Origin of the sequence: Pedococcus ginsenosidimutans, assembly GCF_039544395.1 — a bacterium.
GTDB classification, from domain to species: Bacteria; Actinomycetota; Actinomycetes; order Actinomycetales; family Dermatophilaceae; genus Pedococcus; species Pedococcus ginsenosidimutans.
Map to the genome: position 1 here is coordinate 290,415 of NZ_BAABLO010000012.1, position 22,294 is coordinate 312,708.

23 protein-coding genes are annotated in these 22,294 nt (G+C 72.8%); 4 read left to right on the forward strand and 19 right to left on the reverse strand.

Annotated features, from left to right (window positions below):
• Window positions 1-7: 7 nt before the first annotated feature.
• The 7 genes from cobA to ABEA42_RS16040 all read right to left on the reverse strand — a co-directional run bounded on the left by cobA (window position 8) and on the right by ABEA42_RS16040 (window position 8,048).
• Window positions 8-1,276, reverse strand: a complete 1,269-nt coding sequence (gene cobA, locus ABEA42_RS16010; protein ID WP_345504875.1) for a uroporphyrinogen-III C-methyltransferase — start codon at window positions 1,274-1,276, stop codon at window positions 8-10.
• A complete protein-coding gene (locus ABEA42_RS16015) occupies window positions 1,276-2,685 on the reverse strand; it encodes a sulfate adenylyltransferase subunit 1 (RefSeq protein WP_345504876.1) in 1,410 nt (469 codons plus the stop codon). Before ABEA42_RS16015 ends, cobA begins: the two co-directional genes overlap by 1 nt.
• Window positions 2,685-3,614 (reverse strand): sulfate adenylyltransferase subunit CysD, encoded by a 930-nt coding sequence (cysD, locus tag ABEA42_RS16020; RefSeq protein ID WP_345504877.1) that lies wholly within the window; start codon window positions 3,612-3,614, stop codon window positions 2,685-2,687. Before cysD ends, ABEA42_RS16015 begins: the two co-directional genes overlap by 1 nt.
• Entirely contained in the window at window positions 3,611-4,384 is a 774-nt protein-coding gene (locus ABEA42_RS16025; RefSeq protein WP_345504878.1) for a phosphoadenylyl-sulfate reductase, read from the reverse strand. Before ABEA42_RS16025 ends, cysD begins: the two co-directional genes overlap by 4 nt.
• The gene (locus tag ABEA42_RS16030; RefSeq protein ID WP_345504879.1) at window positions 4,381-4,587 is read right to left on the reverse strand and encodes a hypothetical protein; all 207 of its coding nucleotides are present in this window, start codon (window positions 4,585-4,587) and stop codon (window positions 4,381-4,383) included. The genes ABEA42_RS16025 and ABEA42_RS16030 overlap by 4 nt, the downstream gene beginning before the upstream one ends.
• Entirely contained in the window at window positions 4,584-6,260 is a 1,677-nt protein-coding gene (locus tag ABEA42_RS16035; RefSeq protein ID WP_345504880.1) for a nitrite/sulfite reductase, read from the reverse strand. The genes ABEA42_RS16030 and ABEA42_RS16035 overlap by 4 nt, the downstream gene beginning before the upstream one ends.
• 186 nt (window positions 6,261-6,446) lie before the next feature.
• The gene (locus tag ABEA42_RS16040) at window positions 6,447-8,048 is read right to left on the reverse strand and encodes an ABC-F family ATP-binding cassette domain-containing protein (protein WP_345504881.1); all 1,602 of its coding nucleotides are present in this window, start codon (window positions 8,046-8,048) and stop codon (window positions 6,447-6,449) included.
• A 215-nt stretch (window positions 8,049-8,263) separates the two neighbouring features.
• Here ABEA42_RS16040 and ypfJ point away from each other — a divergent pair, with 215 nt between their 5' ends.
• Window positions 8,264-9,184: a KPN_02809 family neutral zinc metallopeptidase gene (gene ypfJ, locus ABEA42_RS16045; protein WP_345504882.1), complete on the forward strand. Its 921-nt coding sequence runs from the start codon at window positions 8,264-8,266 to the stop codon at window positions 9,182-9,184.
• A 14-nt stretch (window positions 9,185-9,198) separates the two neighbouring features.
• Window positions 9,199-9,540: a VOC family protein gene (locus ABEA42_RS16050; RefSeq protein WP_345505044.1), complete on the forward strand. Its 342-nt coding sequence runs from the start codon at window positions 9,199-9,201 to the stop codon at window positions 9,538-9,540.
• 6 nt (window positions 9,541-9,546) lie between these two features.
• On the opposite strand, the gene ABEA42_RS16055 is transcribed toward ABEA42_RS16050, so the two are convergent.
• The 12 genes from ABEA42_RS16055 to ABEA42_RS16110 form a co-directional block, all read right to left on the reverse strand.
• A complete protein-coding gene (locus ABEA42_RS16055) occupies window positions 9,547-10,089 on the reverse strand; it encodes an acVLRF1 family peptidyl-tRNA hydrolase (RefSeq protein WP_345504883.1) in 543 nt (180 codons plus the stop codon).
• 34 nt (window positions 10,090-10,123) lie between these two features.
• Complete coding sequence (locus tag ABEA42_RS16060; RefSeq protein WP_345504884.1) at window positions 10,124-10,453, reverse strand: metal-sulfur cluster assembly factor; 330 nt, start codon at window positions 10,451-10,453, stop codon at window positions 10,124-10,126.
• Window positions 10,450-10,947 (reverse strand): Fe-S cluster assembly sulfur transfer protein SufU, encoded by a 498-nt coding sequence (gene sufU, locus ABEA42_RS16065; protein ID WP_345504885.1) that lies wholly within the window; start codon window positions 10,945-10,947, stop codon window positions 10,450-10,452. The genes ABEA42_RS16060 and sufU overlap by 4 nt, the downstream gene beginning before the upstream one ends.
• On the reverse strand, window positions 10,947-12,248 hold the full coding sequence (locus ABEA42_RS16070; protein ID WP_345504886.1) for an aminotransferase class V-fold PLP-dependent enzyme: 1,302 nt from the start codon (window positions 12,246-12,248) through the stop codon (window positions 10,947-10,949). Before ABEA42_RS16070 ends, sufU begins: the two co-directional genes overlap by 1 nt.
• 38 nt (window positions 12,249-12,286) lie before the next feature.
• The gene (gene sufC / locus ABEA42_RS16075; protein WP_345504887.1) at window positions 12,287-13,045 is read right to left on the reverse strand and encodes a Fe-S cluster assembly ATPase SufC; all 759 of its coding nucleotides are present in this window, start codon (window positions 13,043-13,045) and stop codon (window positions 12,287-12,289) included.
• Between the two features lie 2 nt (window positions 13,046-13,047).
• Window positions 13,048-13,407 (reverse strand): non-heme iron oxygenase ferredoxin subunit, encoded by a 360-nt coding sequence (locus tag ABEA42_RS16080; RefSeq protein WP_345504888.1) that lies wholly within the window; start codon window positions 13,405-13,407, stop codon window positions 13,048-13,050.
• Window positions 13,404-14,636 carry a Fe-S cluster assembly protein SufD gene (gene sufD / locus ABEA42_RS16085; RefSeq protein ID WP_345504889.1) on the reverse strand — a complete coding sequence of 411 codons (1,233 nt, stop codon included), beginning with the start codon at window positions 14,634-14,636 and terminating at the stop codon, window positions 13,404-13,406. The genes ABEA42_RS16080 and sufD overlap by 4 nt, the downstream gene beginning before the upstream one ends.
• Complete coding sequence (gene sufB / locus ABEA42_RS16090; RefSeq protein WP_345504890.1) at window positions 14,636-16,057, reverse strand: Fe-S cluster assembly protein SufB; 1,422 nt, start codon at window positions 16,055-16,057, stop codon at window positions 14,636-14,638. The genes sufD and sufB overlap by 1 nt, the downstream gene beginning before the upstream one ends.
• Window positions 16,054-16,809, reverse strand: coding sequence for a helix-turn-helix transcriptional regulator (locus ABEA42_RS16095; protein ID WP_345504891.1), 756 nt, complete (start codon window positions 16,807-16,809; stop codon window positions 16,054-16,056). Before ABEA42_RS16095 ends, sufB begins: the two co-directional genes overlap by 4 nt.
• Before the next feature lie 75 nt (window positions 16,810-16,884).
• Window positions 16,885-19,830 carry a helix-turn-helix transcriptional regulator gene (locus ABEA42_RS16100; protein WP_345504892.1) on the reverse strand — a complete coding sequence of 982 codons (2,946 nt, stop codon included), beginning with the start codon at window positions 19,828-19,830 and terminating at the stop codon, window positions 16,885-16,887.
• A 76-nt stretch (window positions 19,831-19,906) separates the two neighbouring features.
• Window positions 19,907-20,083, reverse strand: a complete 177-nt coding sequence (locus tag ABEA42_RS16105; RefSeq protein WP_345504893.1) for a hypothetical protein — start codon at window positions 20,081-20,083, stop codon at window positions 19,907-19,909.
• A gap of 135 nt (window positions 20,084-20,218) precedes the next feature.
• On the reverse strand, window positions 20,219-20,413 hold the full coding sequence (locus tag ABEA42_RS16110) for a hypothetical protein (RefSeq protein WP_345504894.1): 195 nt from the start codon (window positions 20,411-20,413) through the stop codon (window positions 20,219-20,221).
• Window positions 20,414-20,560: 147 nt separating this feature from the next.
• Between ABEA42_RS16110 and ABEA42_RS16115 the strand changes: the two genes are divergently transcribed.
• Both ABEA42_RS16115 and ABEA42_RS16120 read left to right on the forward strand, forming a co-directional pair.
• Window positions 20,561-21,280, forward strand: coding sequence for an ABC transporter ATP-binding protein (locus tag ABEA42_RS16115; protein ID WP_345504895.1), 720 nt, complete (start codon window positions 20,561-20,563; stop codon window positions 21,278-21,280).
• Window positions 21,277-22,026 carry an ABC transporter permease gene (locus tag ABEA42_RS16120; RefSeq protein WP_345504896.1) on the forward strand — a complete coding sequence of 250 codons (750 nt, stop codon included), beginning with the start codon at window positions 21,277-21,279 and terminating at the stop codon, window positions 22,024-22,026. The genes ABEA42_RS16115 and ABEA42_RS16120 overlap by 4 nt, the downstream gene beginning before the upstream one ends.
• Window positions 22,027-22,294 lie beyond the last annotated feature (268 nt).

Below are 22,294 nucleotides of genomic sequence, written 5' to 3' on the forward strand. Positions count from 1 at the left end.
GTGGACGCTACTCCCCCGACAGGTCGCCGAGCCTGTTGCGCACCGACACGACGTCACCGACGACGACGACGGCGGGCGCCCGCACCCCCGCGGCGAGGGCGTCCTCGGCCGCACGCTCGAGCGTCGTGACGGTGGTGCGCTGCTCGGGGGTCCAGCCGCGTTCGACCAGGGCCACCGGCGTGTCGGCACGACGGCCCGACCGGATGAGGGCCCGCGCGGTGTCACCCAGGCGGGTCACGCCCATGAGCAGCACCAGCGTGGCGTCCGGTGCCGCGTCGGACGCGGCACGCAGGACCGCGTCGGCGCCGTCGTGGGCCGAGGCGACCACGAAGCTGGCGGTGATGCCACGGTGCGTCACCGGGATGCCGGCCGCAGCCGGCACGGACACGGCGGAGGTCACGCCGGGCACGACCTCGACGGGGATGCCGTGCTCCGCGCAGTGCAGGGCCTCCTCGCCACCGCGCCCGAGGACGAAGGGGTCGCCACCCTTGAGCCGGACGACGCGCTTGCCCAGGGAGGCGTGGTGCACGAGCAGCTCGTTGATGCGCTCCTGGCTGACCGGGTGGTTGCCCGGCGTCTTGCCCACGTCCACGACCTCGACCTCCGCGGCCAGCGTGCCGAGCAGAGACCGGGGCCCGAGCCGGTCGGTCACGACGACGTCGGCCTCGGCGAGCAGGGCGCGACCGCGGACCGTGATGAGGTCCTCGGCGCCGGGCCCTCCACCGACGAGGGCGACCCGCCCGGTCGCCGGCGCGTTGGGCGGCGTGGTCTGGCGAACGCGGCGTACGGGGAGGGTGCCGCTGTCGAGGGCCGCGAGCACGCCGTCGCGCACCGCGGCGGCCCGGCGGGGGTCGCCGCCGGCGGTCACGGCGACCGTGAGGCCCTCGCTCGCCCGACCCACGCGGCCCCTCGCCACGGCGGGCGTCCAGGCCGAGGATGCACCGGCGTCGTCGGCGCGCACGCACCAGATACGCGCCGCGTCGGCCTCAGCCGCCACCTGGGCGTCGACCAGCGGGTCGCCGGTCGCCGTGTGGACGAGCCACGCAGCCTCGGGGAGAAGGAGGTCGCCGGAGACGAACTCCCGCTCGTGCCAGACGATCTCGCCACGCGTGGCCAGGCTGACCACGTCCTCGCACACCCACGGCGCGACCAGCTCCACCGCAGCGCCCGCCTCGAGCAACCCGCGCGCGCGACGCGCTGCGACCGGCCCGCCGCCCACGACGACCACACGGCGACCGGCGAGGTCGAGCGTCAGGGGGTAGGCGGGGGCGCCCATCAGATGCCCTCGCCCACGCTGCGGTCGGGCGCGTCGGCCATCCCTGCCGCGAGCGTGGAGCCGTCTGCCTCGTCGATGAGGAGGAAGGCCCCTGTACGGCGCAGCGACCGGTAGTCGTCGATCGGTACGTCCTCGGCGAGTCGGATGCGCACGCGCCCGATCGCGTTGAGTGCCAAGCCGTCCGGGGCCGGCCGCTGCTCCATGGTCTCGATGTCGAGCTGGTCCACGACGTCGTCGACGATTGCCCGGACCGTGCGGGTGCCCACCCGCAGCAGCACGCGGTCGCGCTGCCGCACGGGCCGGTCGTCGACCACGGCAACCGTCCCGGACAGGGAACGCGTCACCAGGCCCGGCTCGTCCGCGGCGGCGATGAGGTCGCCGCGCGACACGTCGACGTCATCGGTCAGGCGCAGCACCACCGACTGCGGCGCGAACGCCACGTCGAGCTGCTCGAGCCGGCCGTCGGGCCCGGAGCGGTCGATGCCCGCGATGCGGCTGCGACTGCCCCCGGGCAGCACGACCACCTCGTCGCCGGGGCGGACCACGCCGCTCGCCAGCCGGCCCGCGTAGCCGCGGTAGTCCCGGCTCTCACCGCGCTGGGGCCGGATGACGTACTGCACCGGCACCCGCAGCGGCTGCGCTGACGGGTCGGTGCCCACCGGCACGGCCTCCAGGTGCTCGAGGAGCGTCGGCCCGGAGTACCAGGGCGCGCGGTCGGAGCGGTCGACGACGTTGTCGCCGAACAGCGCCGACACAGGGACGGCGACGACGTCGTCGATGCCGAAACGCGTTGCGTGGCGGGAGAACTCGGCCACGATCGAGTCGAAGCGCGACTGGTCCCAGTCCACGAGGTCCATCTTGTTGACGGCCACCGCGATGTGCCGCACCCCGAGCAGGCCGGTGACGGCGAGGTGGCGACGCGTCTGCTCGACCACCCCGTGCCGGGCGTCGATGAGGATGAGGGCGAGCTCGGCCGTCGAGGCGCCGGTCACCATGTTGCGGGTGTACTGGACGTGGCCGGGCGTGTCCGCGAGCACGTAGGAGCGCGTGGCGGTGGAGAAGTAGCGGTAGGCGACGTCGATGGTGATGCCCTGCTCCCGCTCGGCGCGCAGGCCGTCGGTGAGCAGCGCGAGGTCGGCGGCGTCGAGGCCACGCTCCCGGCTCACGCGCTCCACGGCGTCCAGCTGGTCGGCCAGCACCGACTTGGTGTCGTAGAGGAGACGTCCCACGAGCGTCGACTTGCCGTCGTCCACGGACCCTGCCGTGGCCAGCCTCAGCAGGTCGTGCCGGTGGGTCGTCCCCGGCGCTGCGTGGTCGGTGGCGGTCGGTGCGCTCACGGTGGCCTCGCTGTCGTGGGTGGAGAGGTCGCGGGAGGAGAGGTCGCGGGTGGTGGCCTGCGTCGTCGTCATCAGAAGTAGCCCTGCTTCTTGCGGTCCTCCATGGCGGCTTCGGACATGCGGTCGTCGGCCCGGGTGGCACCGCGCTCGGTGAGGCGCGACCCGGCGAGCTCGAGGATCACCCCGGCGACGTCGGTGGCGTCGGAGTCGACCGCGCCCGTGCAGCTCATGTCACCGACGGTGCGGTAGCGGACCTGGCGCGTCTGCACCTCCTCCGACGGCTTGGGGCCGCCCCACTCCCCCGCCGACAGCCACATGCCGTCGCGCGCGAACACCTCACGCTCGTGGGCGTAGTAGAGGTCCGGCAGCTCGATCCCCTCGCGCTCGATGTAGCGCCACACGTCGAGCTCGGTCCAGTTGGACAGGGGGAACACCCGCACGTGCTCACCCGGGGCGTGCTTGCCGTTGTAGAGGTCCCAGAGCTCGGGGCGCTGCCGCCGCGGGTCCCAGGCGCCGAACGAGTCGCGCAGGCTGAAGACGCGCTCCTTGGCGCGGGCCTTCTCCTCGTCGCGACGGCCGCCACCGAAGACCGCGTCGAACCTGTTGGCCTCGATGGCATCCAGCAGCGGCACCGTCTGCAGCGGGTTGCGGGTGCCGTCGGGCCGCTCACGCAGCCGGCCGTCGTCGATGTAGTCCTGCACGTGGGCGACCACGAGGCGCACCCCGAGTCGCTCGACCGTCTCGTCGCGGTAGCGGAGCACCTCCGGGAAGTTGTGCCCGGTGTCGACGTGCAGGAGCGAGAACGGCAGCGGCGCGGGCGCGAACGCCTTGAGCGCCAGGTGCACCATCACCACCGAGTCCTTGCCGCCGGAGAAGAGGATCACCGGCCGCTCGAACTCGCCCGCGACCTCGCGGAAGATGTGGACGGCCTCCGACTCGAGGTGGTCGAGGTGGTCGAGGGTGTAGTGGGCGGGCAGCGCCCGCGCGGCAGTCGTCGTCATGTGTGCAGCCCGCATTCGGTCTTGTCCTTGCCGGCCCAGCGGCCGGCCCTGGGGTCCTCGCCCTCGGCGACGGGGCGGGTGCAGGGCGCGCAGCCGATCGACGCGTACCCCTCCTGGCGCAACGGGTTGAGGAAGACCCCGTGCTCCTCGACGTAGCGGTCGACGTCCTGGTCGGTCCACCCTGCGATGGGGTTGAGCTTGACCATGTCGCGGGCGGCGTCCCAGCCGACGAGCCCGATGTCGGTGCGTGTCGGGGCGTCCACCCGACGCATGCCGGTGACCCAGGCGTCGTGGGTCGACAGTGCCCGGTTGAGCGGCTCGACCTTGCGCATGGCGCAGCAGGCGTTGGGGTCGCGGTCGTGCAGCTTCGCGCCGTACCGCTCGTCCTGCTGCGGCACGGTGAGCAGCGGCAGGATCGTGCGGATCCGCAGTGGCAGCATGGCCTGGTAGGCGTCGCGCGTCCCCAGCGTCTCGGCGAAGTGGTACCCCGTGTCGAGGAAGAAGACGTCGGCGCCGGGGACGGTCGTGCCGACGAGGTGCACGAGCACCTCGTCGCCCATCGACGACGCCACGGTCAGCCGGTCGCCGAAGGTGTCGGCCGCCCACCGCAGCACCTCCCGCGACAGCTCGACCTTCTCCTCGTACGACGCCCGGGCGCCTTGCGCCTCGAGGGCGGCGAAGCGCTTCTCGGCCCGTGCAGCGAGGGCCCGCAGCTCGTCGGCGCCGGCGGAGCTGTCCACGTCGCGGGTGTGGGTGGTGGCTGCGGTCATGACGGACCTCCTCGGTGGAGCTCGGCTTCCTCCCGGACGCGGCCCGGGATGCGGGTGGTGTCGAGGGAGGCCATCTGGACGGTGAAGACCCGGGCGCAGGCGTTGCAGCGCCAACCGCCCCGGGGCTCCTCGACGGGGCGCAGGTCCTCCTCTGCACAGAACGGGCAGTAGTAGATGACGCTCGCGCGGGGGCTGTCGCTCATCGCAGGTCGTCCTCCTCGGCGCGGTGTGCCCAGTGGGCGAAGGACTCGCCGTCCTCGCGCTGCTCCAGGAACCGGCCGGCGAGCCGCTCGACGTAGTCGGGCAGGTCCACGGCCCGGACCTTGAGGGCGCGGGTCTTGCGGGCCAGCTGCGGCTCGGAGCCGAGCCCGCCCCCGAGGTGCACCTGGAAGATCTCGACGAGGTTGCCGTCGTCGTCGGTCTGGACCATGCCCTTGAGCCCGATGTCGGCCACCTGGGTGCGCGCGCAGGAGTTCGGGCAGCCGTTGATGTGCAACGAGAACGGCACGTCGAACTCGGGGAGCCGCCGCTCCATCTCCGAGATGACGGTGGCCGCCCGCGCCTTCGTCTCGACGAGGGCGAGCTTGCAGAACTCGATGCCGGTGCAGGCCATGAGCCCTCGTCGCCACTCGCTCGGGTCGGCGGGCAGGCCCAGCTCCGCCAGACCCGCCTGGAGCGCGTCGGCGTCCTGCGGTGGCACGTCGAGGACGAGGAGTTTCTGGTGGGCCGTGAGCCGCACCCGGCCGGACCCGTGCCGCTCGGCCAGCTCCGCCACGCCGTACAGGGTCGTGCCGCTCACCCGCCCGGCGACAGGGGCCACGCCCACCCAGACGTTGCCGTCCTTCTGCTGGTGGACGCCGACGTGGTCGCGGCGGTGGCGGGAGGGCTGCGACGGCGGGGGGCCGTCGACCAGCTTGCGCCCGAGGTAGTCGTCCTCGAGGACCTGCCGGAACCGCTCCGGACCCCAGTCGGCCATGAGGAACTTGAGGCGGGCGCGGTTGCGCAGGCGGCGGTAGCCGTGGTCGCGGAAGATCGACACGACGCCCTTCCAGACGTCGGCCACCTCCTCCAGCGGCACCCAGGCGCCGAGGCGCTGGGCGAACATCGGGTTGGTGGAGAGGCCGCCGCCGACCCACAGGTCGAACCCGGGACCGTGCTCAGGGTGCTCGACCCCGACGAACGAGATGTCGTTGACCTCGTGGGCGACGTCGAGGCTCGGCGACCCCGAGATGGCGGTCTTGAACTTCCGCGGCAGGTTGGAGAACTCCGGGCTCCCGATGTAGCGCTCGAGGATCTCCCGCACCGCGGGCGTCCCGTCGAGCACCTCGTCGGCAGCGATGCCGGCGACCGGGGAGCCGAGGATGACGCGCGGGGTGTCGCCGCACGCCTCCGCGGTCGTCAGCCCCACGGCCTCGAGGCGGCGCCAGATCTCCGGGACGTCCTCGATGCGGATCCAGTGGAGCTGGATGTTCTGGCGGTCGGTGATGTCGGCCGTATCGCGCGCGAACTCGGTGCTGATGCGGGCGACCGTGCGCAGCTGCTCGCCGGTGAGGGCACCGCCGTCGCTGCGCACGCGCAGCATGAAGTGCTCGTCGTCGAGCTCGGCGGGGTCGAGCGTCGCGGTCTTGCCGCCGTCGATGCCGGGCTTGCGCTGGGTGTACAGGCCCCACCAGCGCATCCGCCCCCGCAGGTCCTCCCCCGGGATGGAGCCGAAGCCCTCGCGGGAGTAGACCTCCTCGATGCGGGCCCGGACGTTGAGGCCGTCGTCGGCCTGCTTGAACTCCTCGTTGGCGTTCAGTGGGGTGCGGTCACCGTCGGCCCAGGCTCCGGTGGCCTTGCCGGCCTGGCGTTGAGGACGGGTGGAGGTCTGCGTCACCCGTCCATTGTCGCGCTTCGGTTATGGATTGCATAACCGTCCATTATCCGACCCCATCGCCTACCGAACCGGTAGGACTTCCGGCCTGATCCACGGGTCCTGCGACTTCTTGCCCGTACGGTGCGCGAACGGGCCTGACACACCCGCCGGGCGGTGCCCTACGGGCAAGAAGTCGGGAGGGAGCGCTCAGGCCAGGGAGATGAGGTCGAGGTAGTCCTGGCCCCAGTGGTCCTCGATGCCATCGGGCAGCAGCAGGATGCGCTCGGGCTCCAGCGCCTCCACGGCCCCCTCGTCGTGGGTGACCAGCACCACGGCCCCCTTGTAGGTCCGCAGTGCCCCGAGGATCTCCTCGCGCGAGGCGGGGTCGAGGTTGTTGGTGGGCTCGTCGAGGAGCAGCACGTTGGCGGACGAGACCACGAGCATCGCCAGCGACAGGCGGGTCTTCTCGCCACCGGAGAGCACTCCGGCCGGCTTGTCGACGTCGTCACCGCTGAACAGGAACGAGCCGAGCACCTTGCGGACCTCGGTCTCGCCGAACGAGTCGGGCGCCGCCGACTTCATGTTGGCGAGCACCGAGCGGGAGACGTCGAGGTTCTCGTGCTCCTGGGCGTAGTAGCCGAGCTTGAGCCCGTGGCCGGGCTCGACCTGCCCGGTGTCAGGGGTGTCGGCGCCGGCGAGCATGCGCAGCAGGGTGGTCTTGCCGGCACCGTTGAGCCCCAGCACGACGACGCGGGAGCCGCGGTCGATGGCCAGGTCCACGTCGGTGAAGATCTCCTGGCTGCCGTACGAGCGCGACAGCCCGCTCGCGCGCAGCGGCGTGCGGCCGCACGGGGCCGGGTCGGGGAAGCGCAGCTTGGCCACCTTGTCGGTGGTCCGCTCCCCCTCGACTCCGGCGAGCATGCGCTCGGCGCGCTTGATCATGTTCTGCGCCGCGACGGCCTTGGTCGCCTTGGCCCGCATCTTCTCGGCCTGCTCCATGAGGGCGGCGGCCTTCTTCGTGGCGTTGGCGTACTCGCGCTTGCGGGCCCGCTCGTCGGTCTCCCGCTGCTGCAGGTAGGGCTTCCAGCCGACGTTGTAGAGGTCGAGCTCCCCACGGTTGGCGTCGAGGTGGAAGACCCTGGTCACCACCGCGTCGAGCAGCTCGACGTCGTGGCTGATGACCACGAGACCACCCTGGTAGCCCTTGAGGTAGTCGCGCAGCCAGCCGATGGAGTCGGCGTCGAGGTGGTTGGTGGGCTCGTCGAGCAGCAGCGTCTGCGCTCCGGAGAACAGGATCCGCGACAGCTCGACACGGCGGCGCTGCCCACCGGACAGCGTCGACAGCGGTTGACCCAGGATGCGCTCCTCGAGCGCCAGGGCGCTGGCGATGGACGCGGCCTCGGACTCCGCGGCATACCCGCCCGCGGCGGTGAACTCGCCCTCGAGCCGGGAGTAGCGGCGCATGGCCTTGTCGCGGGTCTCGTCGTCGGCGCTGGCCATCGCCCCCTCGGCCTCGCGCATCTGCCGGATGATCCGGTCGAGCCCGCGGGCGGACAGGATCCGGTCGCGGGCGAGCACGTGCAGGTCCCCGGTACGCGGGTCCTGCGGGAGGTAGCCCACCTCACCGCTCGCGGTCACCTGGCCGGCGGCCGGCTGGGCCTCGCCGGCCAGCACCTTGGTCAGGGTCGTCTTCCCGGCACCGTTGCGGCCGACGAGGCCCACGCGGTCACCGGGCGCGATGCGGAACGTGGCGCCGTCGAGGAGGAGGCGGGAGCCAGCGCGCAGCTCGATCCCACTGGCGGCGATCACAGACGTACTCCAGACATGGTCAGGTGGGTGCAACAGGAGGCTCGGGTAGTCCAGCCCCGCCGGGGACGGACCCCTGGCATCGGTGCCGGACGGTCCGCGCGCTCGGCCCGGCAGCGCGCCCTGCACAGGTTGCGCGGGCGCCGCGCAGCGGCTGAGATCACTAGTCTACCGACGTCGCTCGACCTCGAGTGCACGCCCGATGCCGTGGAGGGCAGATGAGCTTCAACGACGACGTGCAGCTGGACACCTCGCAGGTGGGTTCCGGCGGCAGCGGCGGGGGTCCCGGCGGCATGGTCGTCGGCGGTGGCATCGGCGGCATCATCCTGCTGATCATCGCGCTGGTCTTCGGCATCAACCCCGGCTCGCTCCCCGGCGGCACCGGCACCGACCCCGGCACGGGGGGCACCGGCCAGGTCGAGCCGGGCGGCTCGCAGGACCCCAACGCCTTCGCCCAGTGCAAGACCGGCGCGGACGCCAACCGCGACGACACCTGCCGGGTCATCGCCACGGTCAACTCCGTGCAGGCCTTCTGGAGCGAGGAGCTGCCTCGCTACCAGCGCCGCTACACGCCGGCGAGGACGATCCTCTACAACGGCACCACCCAGTCGGCGTGCGGGACCGCCTCCAACCAGGTCGGCCCCTTCTACTGCCCGCTCGACAAGCAGGTCTACATCGACGCGAGCTTCTTCCAGATACTCACCGAGCAGTTCGGCTCCAGCGGTGGCCCGCTGGCCCAGGAGTACGTCGTGGCGCACGAGTACGGCCACCACATCCAGGACATCCTCGGCCTGCTCGACCGCGCCCAGCAGGACCCCCAGGGAGAGCAGAGCGGTGGCGTCCGGGTCGAGCTCCAGGCCGACTGCCTCGGTGGCGTCTGGGCCAACCACGCGACGCAGACCAAGGACGCGAAGGGGACGACGTTCCTCAAGCCCCTGACGCAGAAGGACATCGACGACGCCCTCTCCGCGGCGGCCTCGGTGGGCGACGACCGGATCCAGCAGAAGACCCAGGGGCGTGTCAGCCCCGAGTCGTGGACGCACGGGTCGGCTGCCGCCCGGCAGAAGTGGTTCACCACCGGCTACCGCAGCGGCAACCTCAACGACTGCGACACCTTCAGCGTCGCCAACGTCGAGTAGTCGTCGTGCGTGTCATGGCAGTGACGGCCAACCTGACCGTCCCCGACCTGGAGGAGGCCAAGGGCTTCTGGTCCGGCCTCTTCGGCCTGTCCACCGAGATGGACCTGGGCTGGGTGGCCCGCCTCACCGACCCCGTGACCGGGGCCCACGTACAGCTCGTCACCCGGGACGCGACCGCGCCGGAGGACTCGGCCCTCACGGTGAAGGTCGACGACGTCGACGAGGCGTGGGCGCAGGTGCAGGCGGCGGGGGTCGAGGTCGTCCACCCTCTCGTCACCGAGGAGTGGGGAGTACGCCGGTTCTTCGTCCGGGCACCCGGCGGGACCGTGGTCAACATCGCCCAGCACCACGTCTAGCCGACCTCAGGCCCGCGGCCCGGCCAGGTCCTCGATCGTCACGCGGACGGCCCGCGCCCGTTTGAGGGCCTCCTCGAGGACGGCGCGGCGGGGGTCGGGGAGGTCGTAGAGGTCGCGGCGCGGCAGGCCGTCGAGGTGTGCCAGCCGCGGGTCGTCGAGCACCGCCCGGACGAGCGCCTTGTCGCCGCCGACCACGAGCCCCTCCACCGAACCCGACGGAAGGATCCGCAGGGTGTGCTCCGTGACGGCGCGGACGAGCTCGTCGGCCTGGTTGCCACGCCGGCGGGCGAACCGCTGCTGGGACCAGCCGCCGGCGGCCGTCCGCGACTGGACGTGCCGGGTGCCGACCTTCGAGTCGGCGAACGCGGCCCCGCGAGCCAGCCCCACGGCATACCCACCGCGACGGATGAGCAGCACCCCCAAGGGGTCGTGGGCGAAGTCCTCGCGACCCGAGATGCGTTGCCGCGCCTCGGGTCCGGGGTTGTTGGCGGCGAACCGCTCGAGCCAGCCATCGAGGCGTTCCGGGGACACCTCGACGACGCGGCTCACGGCTGTGGCGGCGTCGTCGAGGTGGCGGGGTGGGTCAGAGGTTGAAGCCGAGGGCGCGCAGCTGCTCGCGGCCGTCGTCGGTGATCTTGTCGGGACCCCACGGCGGCATCCAGACCCAGTTGACGCGGTAGGACGCGACGAGGCCCTCGAGGGCCTGGGCCGTCTGGTCCTCGATGACGTCGGTCAGCGGGCACGCCGCAGAGGTGAGGGTCATGTCGAGGACGGCGTGGCGCTGCGCGTCGACGGTGATGCCGTAGACGAGGCCGAGGTCGACGACGTTGATGCCCAGCTCGGGGTCGACGACGTCGCGCATGGCCTCCTCGACGTCCGCGACGTTGGGGGTGGCGGTGGTCGTGTCGCTCATCGTGTGACTTCCTTCGTGGTGTCGGCTGCGGAGCTGGTGCCGGCCGTGGTGCTGGTGTCGATGCCTGCCTGGTGCAACGCGTCGGTGAACGCCATCCATCCCAGCAGAGCACACTTGACGCGGGCGGGGTACTTCGCGACCCCGGCGAAGGCGACGCCGTCGCCGATGACGTCCTCGTCGCCGGCGTCCTCGCCCTTGGAGGTGAGCATCCGCCGCATCGCCTCGTGGGTCGTCATGGCCTCACGGACGGAGCGGCCGATCACCTCGTCGGCGAGGACGCTCGTCGAGGCGGTCGAGATGGAGCAGCCGAGGGCGTCGTAGGACACGTCGCGCACGACCGCCTCGGGGCCCTCCCCCTCGACGTCGACGCGCAGGGTGACCTCGTCGCCGCAGGTGGGGTTGACGTGGTGGACCTCGGCGCCGAACGGCTGCCGCAGGCCCGCGTGGTGGGGTCGCTTGGAGTGCTCGAGGATGAGCTCCTGGTAGAGGTCCATCAGCTGGCCACCCCGAAGACGTCGGGCACGCGGTCGAGCGCCACGAGCAGCGCGTCGACCTCCGAGGGCGTGGTGTAGGCCGCGAGGCTGGCCCGCGTCGTGGCCGTCGCCCTCAGGCGGCGGTGCAGCGGCCAGGCGCAGTGGTGGCCCACGCGCGCCTCGACACCCTGGTCGTCGAGCACCTGGCCGACGTCGTGCGCGTGGACACCGTCGACGACGAACGCGACGGCACTCCCCCGGTCGGTGCCGTCGACCGGGCCGACGACCCGGACCCACGAGCGCTCGGCGAGCCCGGCGAGCAGGCGCTCGGTGAGGGCGTGCTCGTGGGCGTGGACGCGGTCCATGCCCAGCTCCTGCAGCCACTCGATGGCGGCCGCGAGCCCGATGGCCTGCGCGGCGTTGGGCGAGCCCGCCTCGAAGCGCTGCGGCGGGGCCGCGTACGTGGTCCCCTCCATCCGCACAGTCTCGATCATCGAGCCGCCGGTGATGAACGGCGGCATGGCGGCGAGGAGCTCGTGCCGGCCCCACAGGACCCCGACCCCGGTGGGCCCGTACATCTTGTGGCCGGAGAACGCCGCGAAGTCGACACCGAGGTCGGCGACGTCGAGCGCGAGGTGGGGGGCCGACTGGCAGGCGTCGAGGACGGTCAGCGCGCCGACCGACCGGGCGGCCTCCGTGAGGCGGCGCACCGGGTTGACGGTGCCCAGCACGTTGGAGACGTGGGTGAACGCGAAGACCTTGGTGCGCTCGGTGAGCAGTTCGCCGAGCGCCGGCCCGTGGGTGCCGTCGAGGTCGAGCCGACCCTCGTCGGTCACCCCGACCCAGCGGAGGGTCGCCCCGGTGCGGCGGGCCAGCTCCTGCCACGGCACGAGGTTGGCGTGGTGCTCCATCTCGGTGATGAGGATCTCGTCACCGGGCCCCAGGTCCAGCTTGGGATCCTTCGCCTGCCCGGCGACGGACCCGGAGAAGCCGTAGGCGACGAGGTTGAGCGACTCCGTGGCGTTCTTGGTGAACACCACCTCGTCCGCCGCGCCGCCCACGAACCCCGCCACGACGGCGCGTGCGCGCTCGTAGCGGTCGGTGGCCTCCTCGCTCAGCTGGTGGGCGCCACGGTGGACCGCGGCGTTGACCTCCTCGCTGAAGGCCCGCTCGGCGTCGAGCGCCCCCGCGTACCGCTGTGACGTCGCGCCCGAGTCGAGGTAGACCAAGGAGCGACCGTCACGGACGGTCCGGGACAGGATCGGGAAGCCGGCCCGGATGCGGGCCAGCTCCTCGTCGCTGAACATGGGGGTCGAGGACATCGCAGCGGTGGGGGTCGTCGTCGTGGCCGGGTCGGCGGTCAGGCCGAGGCGCCGACGTAGCGGTCGTAGCCCTCGGACTCGAGGCGGTCGGCCAGCTCCGGGCCACCCTCCTCGACGATCCTGCCGTCGACGAAGACGTGGACGAAGTCGGGCTTGATGTAGCGCAGGATCCGCGTGTAGTGCGTGATGAGCAGCACGCCCACGTCGGTGCCGTCCTTGACGCGGTTGACGCCCTCGGACACGATCCGCAGCGCGTCCACGTCGAGGCCTGAGTCGGTCTCGTCGAGGATGGCCACCTTGGGCTTGAGCAGCTCCATCTGGAGGATCTCGTGGCGCTTCTTCTCGCCGCCGGAGAAGCCCTCGTTGACGTTGCGCTCGGCGAACGCCGAGTCCATGCGCAGGTCACCCATGGCGGCCTTGACGTCCTTGACCCAGGTGCGCAGCTTGGGCGCCTCGCCGTCGATGGCGGTCTTGGCGGTGCGCAGGAAGTTGCTCACCGTCACGCCGGGGACCTCGACGGGGTACTGCATCGCCAGGAACAGGCCCGCGCGGGCGCGCTCGTCGACGCTCATGGCGAGGACGTCCTCACCGTCGAGGGTCACGGTGCCCCCGGTGACGGTGTACTTGGGGTGGCCCGCGATGGAGTAGGCGAGCGTGGACTTGCCCGACCCGTTGGGGCCCATGATCGCGTGGGTCTCGCCGGACTTCACCGTGAGGTCGACGCCGCGGAGGATCTCCTTGGTGCCGCTCTCGGTCTCGACGGTGACCTGCAGGTTGCGGATCTCGAGTGTGGACATGCTCAGCGCTCCATGTTCTGGGGGGTGGTGGCGACGTACACGTCGTCGCCGTCGATCTTCACGGGGTACACGTTGATCGGGACGATCGCGGGCGGGCCCGACGGCTCACCGGTGCGGATGTCGAACCGCGAGCCGTGCAGCCAGCACTCGAGGGTGCACCCGTCGAGCTCGCCCTCGGAGAGCGAGACGTTGGCGTGGCTGCAGGTGTCGTCGACCGCGTGGACGCTGCCGTCCTTCGCGCGGACGATGGCCACGATCGTGCCGCCGATGTCAGCGGCGGCGACACCGACCTCGGGCAGCTCGTCGAGCCGGCAGACGCGGACGAAGTCCTCGTCGGGGACGAGCTCTGCGGCTGCGCTCACTGCGCCGCCTCGACCAGGTCGGCCGCGTCCTCGTCGAACGCCGCCTCCGGCGCGCCGCCGAGCTCGACGTCGATGGCCTTCATGAGCCGCTCGGAGACCTCGGGGACGCCGATGCGGGCCACGACGCTGGCGAAGAAGCCGCGCACGACCAGGCGCCGGGCGACGTCCTCGGGGATGCCGCGGGCCTGCAGGTAGAACAGCTGCTCGTCGTCGAAGCGGCCGGTCGCCGAGGCGTGCCCGGCACCGACGATCTCGCCGGTCTCGATCTCGAGGTTCGGGATCGAGTCGGCGCGGGCGCCGTCGTCGAGGATGAGGTTGCGGTTGAGCTCGTAGGTGTCGGTGCCCTCGGCGCTCGCGCGGATGAGGACGTCACCCACCCAGATCGTGTGGGCGGTCTCGCCCTGGAGGGCGCCCTTGTACTCGACGTTGGAGTGGCAGTGCGGCGCCTCGTGGTCGACGAAGAGGCGGTGCTCCTGGTGCTGGCCGGCGTCGGCGAAGTAGACGCCGAGGCCCTCGAACGAGCCACCCGGACCGGCGTAGCGCGCGTTGGTCGAGATGCGGACCAGCTCGCCACCGAGGGTGACCACGATGTGCCGCAGGTGCGCGTCACGACCGATGAGGGCGTCGTGCTGCGCCAGGTGGATCGCGTCGTCCTCCCACTCCTGCACGCTGACCACGGTGAGGTCGGCGCCGTCGCCGACGCGCACCTCGATGCCCGCGGTGTGCTGGGCGGAGCCGGAGTGCTGGAGCACGACCGTGCCCCGGCTGTGCCGGCCCGCCTCGATGACGGTGTGGCCGTTGCCACGACCCGCGCCCGTGCCGGTGAGGCGCACGAAGACCGGCGCCGCCAGCTCGGCCTCCGCCGGGATCCCGACGTAGAGCGCACGCTCGGTGCCCGCCCACGCGGTCACGGCGGCGCGGTCGGCCGGGCGGTAGGCGGAGCCGACGCGCGCGTCGTCCATCGGCAGGTCGAGCAGCTCGACGCCCTCGGGCGCCTCGGAGTCGACGACGAGCGCACCCTCGGTGCTGCCCTCCTCGGCGAACAGGCCCTTGAGCCGGTCGACGGGGGTGAACCGCCACTCCTCCTCGCGGCCACCGGGGACGGGGAAGTCCGCGACGGCGTACGAGGTCCTGCGCTCGGCCCGCGACTGGTCGGGGACGAAGGCGGCGGCGGAGTCCGTGTGGGCCCCGTCGGTCGCCTTGGGGTTCTTCTCGGCCAGAAGGCTCATCAGCCGACGGCTCCTTCCATCTGCAGCTCGATCAGGCGGTTGAGCTCGAGGGCGTACTCCATGGGCAGCTCGCGCGCGATGGGCTCGACGAACCCGCGCACGATCATGGCCATGGCCTCCTCCTCGGTCAGGCCGCGGGACATGAGGTAGAACATCTGGTCCTCGGACACCTTGGAGACCGTGGCCTCGTGGCCCATGGTCACGTCGTCCTCGCGGATGTCGACGTAGGGGTAGGTGTCGGAGCGGCTGATGGTGTCGACGAGCAGCGCGTCGCAGACCACGCTCGAACGGGAGCCGTGGGCTCCCTCGAGGATCTGGACCAGGCCGCGGTACGACGTGCGGCCACCACCGCGGGCCACCGACTTCGACACGATCGTCGAGGAGGTGTTGGGGGCGGCGTGAACCATCTTGGCGCCGGCGTCCTGGTGCTGGCCCTCGCCGGCGAAGGCGATGGACAGCGTCTCGCCCTTGGCGTGCTCGCCGAGGAGGAAGACCGCCGGGTACTTCATCGTGACCTTGGAACCGATGTTGCCGTCGATCCACTCCATCGTCGCGCCCTCGGCGCAGGTCGCGCGCTTGGTGACGAGGTTGTAGACGTTGTTGGACCAGTTCTGGATGGTCGTGTAGCGGACGCGGGCGTTCTTCTTCACGACGATCTCGACGACCGCGGAGTGCAGCGAGTCCGACTTGTAGATTGGTGCGGTGCAGCCCTCGACGTAGTGCACCGAGGAGCCCTCGTCGGCGATGATCAGGGTCCGCTCGAACTGGCCCATGTTCTCGGTGTTGATGCGGAAGTAGGCCTGCAGCGGGATGTCGACGTGCACGCCCGGCGGGACGTAGATGAACGAGCCGCCCGACCAGACCGCGGTGTTGAGGGCCGCGAACTTGTTGTCGCCGGCGGGGATCACCGAGGCGAAGTACTCGCGGAAAAGGTCCTCGTGCTCGCGCAGGCCGGTGTCGGTGTCGACGAAGATGACGCCCTTCTCCTCCAGGTCCTCACGGATCTGGTGGTAGACGACCTCCGACTCGTACTGCGCCGCGACACCCGCGACCAGCCGCTGCTTCTCCGCCTCGGGGATGCCCAGCTTGTCGTAGGTGTTCTTGATGTCCTCGGGGAGCTCGTCCCACGTGGTGGCCTGCTTCTCCGTCGACTTCACGAAGTACTTGATGTTCTGGAAGTCGATGCCGGTGAGGTCCGAGCCCCAGCTGGGCATGGGCTTCTTCCCGAACAGGCGCAGCGACTTGAGCCGCAGGTCGCGCATCCACTCGGGCTCGCTCTTGCGGCCGGAGATGTCGCGGACGACGTCCTCGTTGAGGCCACGCTTCGCGGTGGCGCCGGCACTGTCGCTGTCGGCCCAGCCGTACTCGTAGCGGCCCAGGTCCTTCAGACCCGGGTTCAGCTCCTCGATGTGGGTGGTCATCGCGTGGACCCTTCTGTTGGTGTGACAGCGGTGGTGGTGTCGGACGGGGTGGTGGTCTGGGGGCTCGTGCCGGTGGGCACGAAGGTGGTGCACACGTGGTCGCCGTGGGCGAGCGTGGCGAGCCGCTGCACGTGGACGCCCAGCAGCCGCGAGAACGCATCAGTCTCAGCGTCACAGAACTGGGGAAATTCCCGGGCCGCGGTTTGGACCGGGCAGTGGCCCTGGCACAGCTGGATACCGGTGAAGGGAGTCGCGCTGCCCTGCTCCCCCACCGGCCGCGCCGAGGCGGCGAAGCCGTCACGGGTGAGGGCGCCCACCAGGGCGTCCACCCGCGCGGCCGGGGACGCGCCGGCAGCGGCCAGCTCGACGGCGTAGCGCTGCTCCAGCTCTGCCACGCGCTGCTCGGCGAAGCGGCGCACCGCGCCGTCGCCGGCCTCGTCGGAGAGGAAGCGCAGCGCCTCCATGGCGAGGTGGTCGTAGTCGGACTCGAGGGCCTGGTGGCCGGCGTCGCTCACGACGTAGGCCCGGGCGGGGCGCCCACGCCCGCGGTGGCCGGCGGACGGTCCCTGCTCACGCTCGACGATGAGGCCTGCCTCCTCGAGGTTCTCGAGGTGGCGTCGCACGGCGGGGACGGTGAGGCCGAGCTCGTCGGCCAGGGTCGCAGCGGTCACCGGACCGCGCTCGCTGATCACCTGCAGCACCCGGTCGCGCGTGCGCGACTCGAGCACCTGGGGGGCGACAGCGATATTCACAACGCCGATGTTACGTAATTGCGGTGACGGTGCGAAAGCAAGGCCACCCTTACCCGGGGCCGGCGGCCGCCGGGCTCAGTGGAGCAGGCCGCGCTCGCGGGCCACGGCCACCGCCTCACCACGGCCGGCGACCCCGAGCTTGGCGAGGATGTTGGAGACGTGGACGCTGGCGGTCTTGGCGCTGATGAACAGCTGGGTGCCGATCTGCCGGTTGCTGCGGCCGAGCGCCACCAGGGCCAGGATCTCCTCCTCGCGCGCCGTCAGCGCCTCCCCCAGGCGCGAACCCGCGCGGGCGGCGACGGGCCGCGCCGCGCCGGTCGCGCGGATCTCCGCACGCAGGGGCTCCGCGCCGAGCCGCTGGGCCTCGGCGAGCGCCGTCGACAGCTCGGTGGACCCACGCGGGTCACCGGCCGCCTTGAGGGCGATGCCGAGCCGGGCCCGCGACCGCGCTGCCTCGTAGCGGTGGCCGTACGCGTCGAACGCCTCGACCGCGGCCTGCCACAGGTGGGCCAGCTCGGCGGGGTCGACGTCGTCGCCGCCGAGCCAGCGCAGCCTCAGCGCCTCGGCCCGGGAGCGCGCCAGCCACGCCGTGGACTCCGGCCCGTCGTTGCCGGGGCGCTGGACCGCCTGGTCCCAGACGCGCTGCGCCGTGTCGGCCAGCTCCGCGCCCCGGGCGAGCAGCCCGGCGCGTCGGGCCGACGGCGCGTGCTGGACGTGGCTGCCCAATTGGCCGAGCAGGAGGGTGTCGAGACGCAGCTGCCCCTGGAAGAGCGGGTGCCACACACGGGTGAGCGCCTCCACGACCTCGTCGTGCACCGCGACCGCCCGGTCGAGGTCGCCGGCGTGCCCGAGCAGGTCGACGGCAGCGCTGCCCGTGAGCAGGGCGACGAGGCCCTCGTGGTCCCACCAGGGCCGCGCCGCGGCGTACCCCTCCACCGCCTCGGCCTCGCCACGGGCCGCCGCGACGTACATCCGGGCGCCGAGCAGCAGCGAGCCGGCCGGCTCCGGCGGCACCTCACCGGTCACGTCGAGGATCTCCAGCGCCTCGTCCCACCGGCCCCGCTCATAGGCCGCGACCCCCGCCAGCAGGCGCCCGTCGAAGGCGTACGGAGCCCACTGGCGGCCGCCCGCGCGGGCCCGCTCCACGCCGCGCCGGTAGACGTCGACGGCCTCGTCGAGGCGTCCGGCGCGGTGGTGGAGCCAGCCGAGGTGGTGGTAGGCGCGGACCTCAGCGGGGTCGCCCGGGGTGTGCGAGGCCGCGATGAGCGCCTCGAGGGTGGCCCGCGAGCCCTCCGGGTCGCCCGCACGCTCGGTGATGCGGGCGGCGACCACGCGCACCTCGTCGGCGAGGGCGGGCTGGCGCGTGGCGTGGGCGGCCTCGACCGCCTCCCCGACCGACGACAGGGCCTCCTCGTCGCGGCCGCGGTCGGCGAGCGCCTGCACCCGGGCGGCGAGCAGCTGCGCCCGCACGGTGGGGTGGTCCTCCCCGACGCGCTCGAGCAGGCCGAGGCCCTCCTTCGTGGCGGCGAGGGTGTCCAGGGTGCTCTCGGTGATGCGGGCCGTGGTCGCCAGCGCTGCGAGCAGCTCGGCCCGGCCCGCCGGGTCGGCGTCGACCGGGCGGCGTGCCAGCCGGTCCTCGATCAGGTCGAGGGCCTTGAGCGCCCGCCCGGCAGCGGTCGCGGCCGTGGCCGCCTGCAGCGTGACGGCGTCGAGGTCACGCGCGGTCGCGTCCTCGGACACCAGCGCCAGGGCGCGGCTGAACTGGCGGTAGGCCTCCTCCGGGCCGGCCATGCGCAGGGCGGACTCCCCCGCACGGATGCTGGCGTCGCGGGCGACGTCGCGCAGGCCGGCCGCATCGGCGTGACGGGCCAGCTCGGCCCACGTGCCGAGCGTGCGGTCGTCGGCGAGCGCCGCGGCATACCGCTCGTGGGCCCGCACCCGCTCCCCCGGCAGCAGGTCGTCGTAGACGGTCTCCCCGAGCAGGGCGTGGCGGAAGGCGTAGCCACCGGCCTCGACCGGCACGAGCACGTGGTGCTCGACGGCGTCGCGCAGGCCTGCGTCGAGCTCGGCCTCCCCCAGGCCGGCGACAGCGGCCAGGGCGCGGTGTGACACGTGGCGACCGGCTGCGGAGGCCATCCGCACCACGTGCTGGCCGGCCGGCCCGAGCTGGTCGAAGCGCACGAGGAGCAGGCGGGACAGGTCGTCGGCCACCGCGGTCCGGCCCATGGACGACGCGGCCACGAGCTCCTCGGCGAAGAAGGCGTTGCCCTCGGCCCGCTCCACGACCTCACGGACGTCGCGCTCCGGGAGGGGGCGGGTCTGCAGCGCGTGGACCATCTCGCGCACCGCGGAGTCCGGCAGGGGCGCGAGGTCGAGCCGCCCCACGTCGCCCAGGCGCGACCAGTGCGCGAGCGTGGCGCGCAGCGGGTGCCGGCGGTGGAGGTCGTCGCTGCGGTAGGAGGCCACCACGCTGACGGGTGAGGTGAAACCCCGCGTGAACAGCAGGGTGAGCAGGTCACGGGAGGACTGGTCGGCCCAGTGGACGTCCTCGACCACCAGCAGCACCGGCCGGTGCGAACCGAGGTCCTCCAGCGCGGCGTGGACGGACTGCACGAGGTCTCCCCGGTCCGCGGCACCGTCGGCGGGCTCGTCTCCGAGCTCGCCGCGCCGGCCGGGGACCAGGCGGGCCAGCCCCGGGTGGTTCTCCACGATCCGGTCGACGGCCTCGGGGTCGGCTCCCTCGAGTCGGCCGAGCAGCTCGCTGAACGGCAGGTAGGGCAGCGACCTGCCGGTCTCGCCGAGACAGTGCCCGACGAGCACGAGCCAGCCGGAGGCGCGGGCCGTGGCGACGGCCTCGGACAGCAACCGGGTCTTGCCGATGCCCGCGTCGCCCGACAGCACGACGCTGCCATGGCGTGTCCCGCCAGCGGGCGGCCCGCCGACGCCGAGCAGCTCGACGAGCCGCGTGACCTCGGCCTCGCGGCCGACGAACAGGCCGTTGCCGGCAGCCTCGAGACCCACACCCGCGATTATGTCGGAGGGCACCGACGTCGCGGGGTGGGTCCGGGGGACGGCCTGGACGGCCCGGACGACCATGTCAGGCCGTGCGGGCGACGCCGTGGCGGTGGTGCAGGCGTGGCGCCCGCTCGAGCAGGGAGAGGACGGCGCCGTGGTGGCGACGGCTCTTGCCGGCCGTGGGGAACCCGGCGGTCAGGCGCTCCCGGCGGTAGTTGACCTCTGCGGTGACGAACAGCGGGTCCGATGCGATGCTCATGACGTTTCTCCTTCGTGGTGGTGCTGGTGGCTTGCGGTGGTTCCACGCTGCGGCCCTGAGGTGCCGCAGCACATGGGGCAGGTGCCTTATCCGGTGGGTGCGCGCGGGCCGGGTACCTCAGACGGGACGGGTGCCTCAGACGGGCCGCGGGGTGTGGCGCGGCCGTCGCGCGGTGAGCCGGCCGGCGAGCCGGTGCCAGGGCCCGCGCGTCCGGGTGGTGGCGCCGGTCGCACGCGCGCTGGTGCCCCGTGCCCGGTTGGCACCGGCGAGGTTGTCCTGCTTCCAGCTGAGCTCGGCGAGCACGGCGTAGGGGTGGGCGGTGAGGTTCATGGCCTTCTCCTCCGGTGGGGCGTCCCGGGGGTGGGGCGCTGAACTCGAGGCTGCGCGCCTGAGGCCCCCCGGGGCATGGGGCAGACGCCTCGTCGTGGGGCGCCACCCGCGGCACTGAGGTGCCTGCACCGCGCCTAGACTCGGTGCGTGCCACCAGCAGTCGCCGTCCACGGCCTCGCCAAGCGCTACCGCGACGTCGTCGCCCTCGACGGGGCCTCCTGGACCGCCTCGGCCGGACAGGTGACCGCGGTGCTGGGCCCCAACGGCGCCGGCAAGACGACGATGGTCGAGTGCTGCGAGGGCCTGCGACGACCGGACGCGGGCGAGGTCCGCGTCCTCGGGACGGACCCGTGGCACGCCCCTGCCGACCACCGGGCCCGGGTCGGCGTGATGCTCCAGGACGGCGGGCTGCCGAACGCCGCGCGGCCCCTGCCCCTCCTGCGCCACCTGAGCTCCCTGTACGCCACCCCCGCCGACCTCGAGGGCGCGGACGGACTGGTCGCCCGCCTGGGCATCGGTGCCTTCGGTGCGACGTCGGTGCGCCGCCTGTCCGGCGGCCAGCGGCAGCGGGTCGCCCTCGCGGCCGCACTCGTCGGTCGCCCGGAGGTCGCGTTCCTCGACGAGCCGAGCGCCGGTCTCGACCCGCACGCCCGGCTCGACGTCTGGGACCTCGTCCGCGAGGTCGCCGACGCCGGGACCGCCGTCGTCCTCACCACGCACTCGTTCGAGGAGGCGGAGCGCCTCGCCGACCACATCGTCGTCGTGGCCGCCGGTCGCGTCGTGGCGGAGGGGACCCTCGCCGAGGTCACTGCCGGGCAGCGGCTCGAGGACCGGTACTTCGCCCTGACCCGGAAGGCGGTCGCGTGACCACCGCGGCTGCCCCGGCGCGGACCCGGGTGCTCTCGCAGGCGCGGTTCGAGGCCCTCACCCTCCTGCGCAACGGCGAACAGCTCCTCGTGGCCTTGGTCCTGCCCGTCGCCGTCCTCGTGGGATTGGTGTCCGCCAAGGGGATCTCGGTGGGCAGCGGCCGTCGCGTCGACCTCGTCGTGCCGGGCGTGCTGGCCCTGTGCGTCATCTCCTCCGCCTTCACCGGCCAGGCCATCTCCGTGGGCTTCGACCGTCGCTACGGCGTCCTGCGGCTGCTCGGGGTGTCGCCGCTGGGCCGCACCGGGCTGCTCGCGGCCAAGGCCACCGCGGTGCTGTCCGTCATCGGCCTCCAGCTCGTGGTGCTCGGTGGTGTCGGGCTCGCGCTGGGGTGGGCCCCGGCGTGGTCCGGCGTGCCTGCGGCGGTGGTGTCGGTGCTCCTCGGCACGTGGGCGTTCGTGGCCCTGGCCCTGCTGCTCGGCGGCACCCTGCGCGCCGAGGGCGTGCTGGCGCTGGCCAACCTCGTGTGGCTGGCCCTGCTGGCCCTCGGCGGAGTCGTCATCGCCGGTAGCGAGCTGCCCGACCGCTTCGCCCCGGTGGTGGCCCTGCTCCCCTCGGCGGCCCTCGGCGACAGCCTGCGGGTCGCGCTCGTGCACGGTTCCGTGAGCCTCTCCGACTGGGGGGTCCTGGTCGTCTGGGGCGTCGTCGCGACAGCGCTCGCCAGACGACTGTTCCGGTGGAGCGACTGAGCCGACAGCTCCCGGCGAAACCCGATCACGGTCCCGCCCAGGGCACCGGCGCCCACCAGCCACACGGCCTCGCGGGCGACGAGCCACACCGGCTCCGTCGGCTGGGGTCCGTCCGGCGGGATGTGCCACGTCGCGAGCGCGACGGCCACCGCGACGTGGGCCAGCATCACCGCGCTGCCCAGCAGGGCCGGGCCCAGCAGCCAGGCTCGACGGACGAGCCTGCCCCGCCGCTGGTGCGGTCTCAGCAGCCAGGCCGTCACCGCGCCCC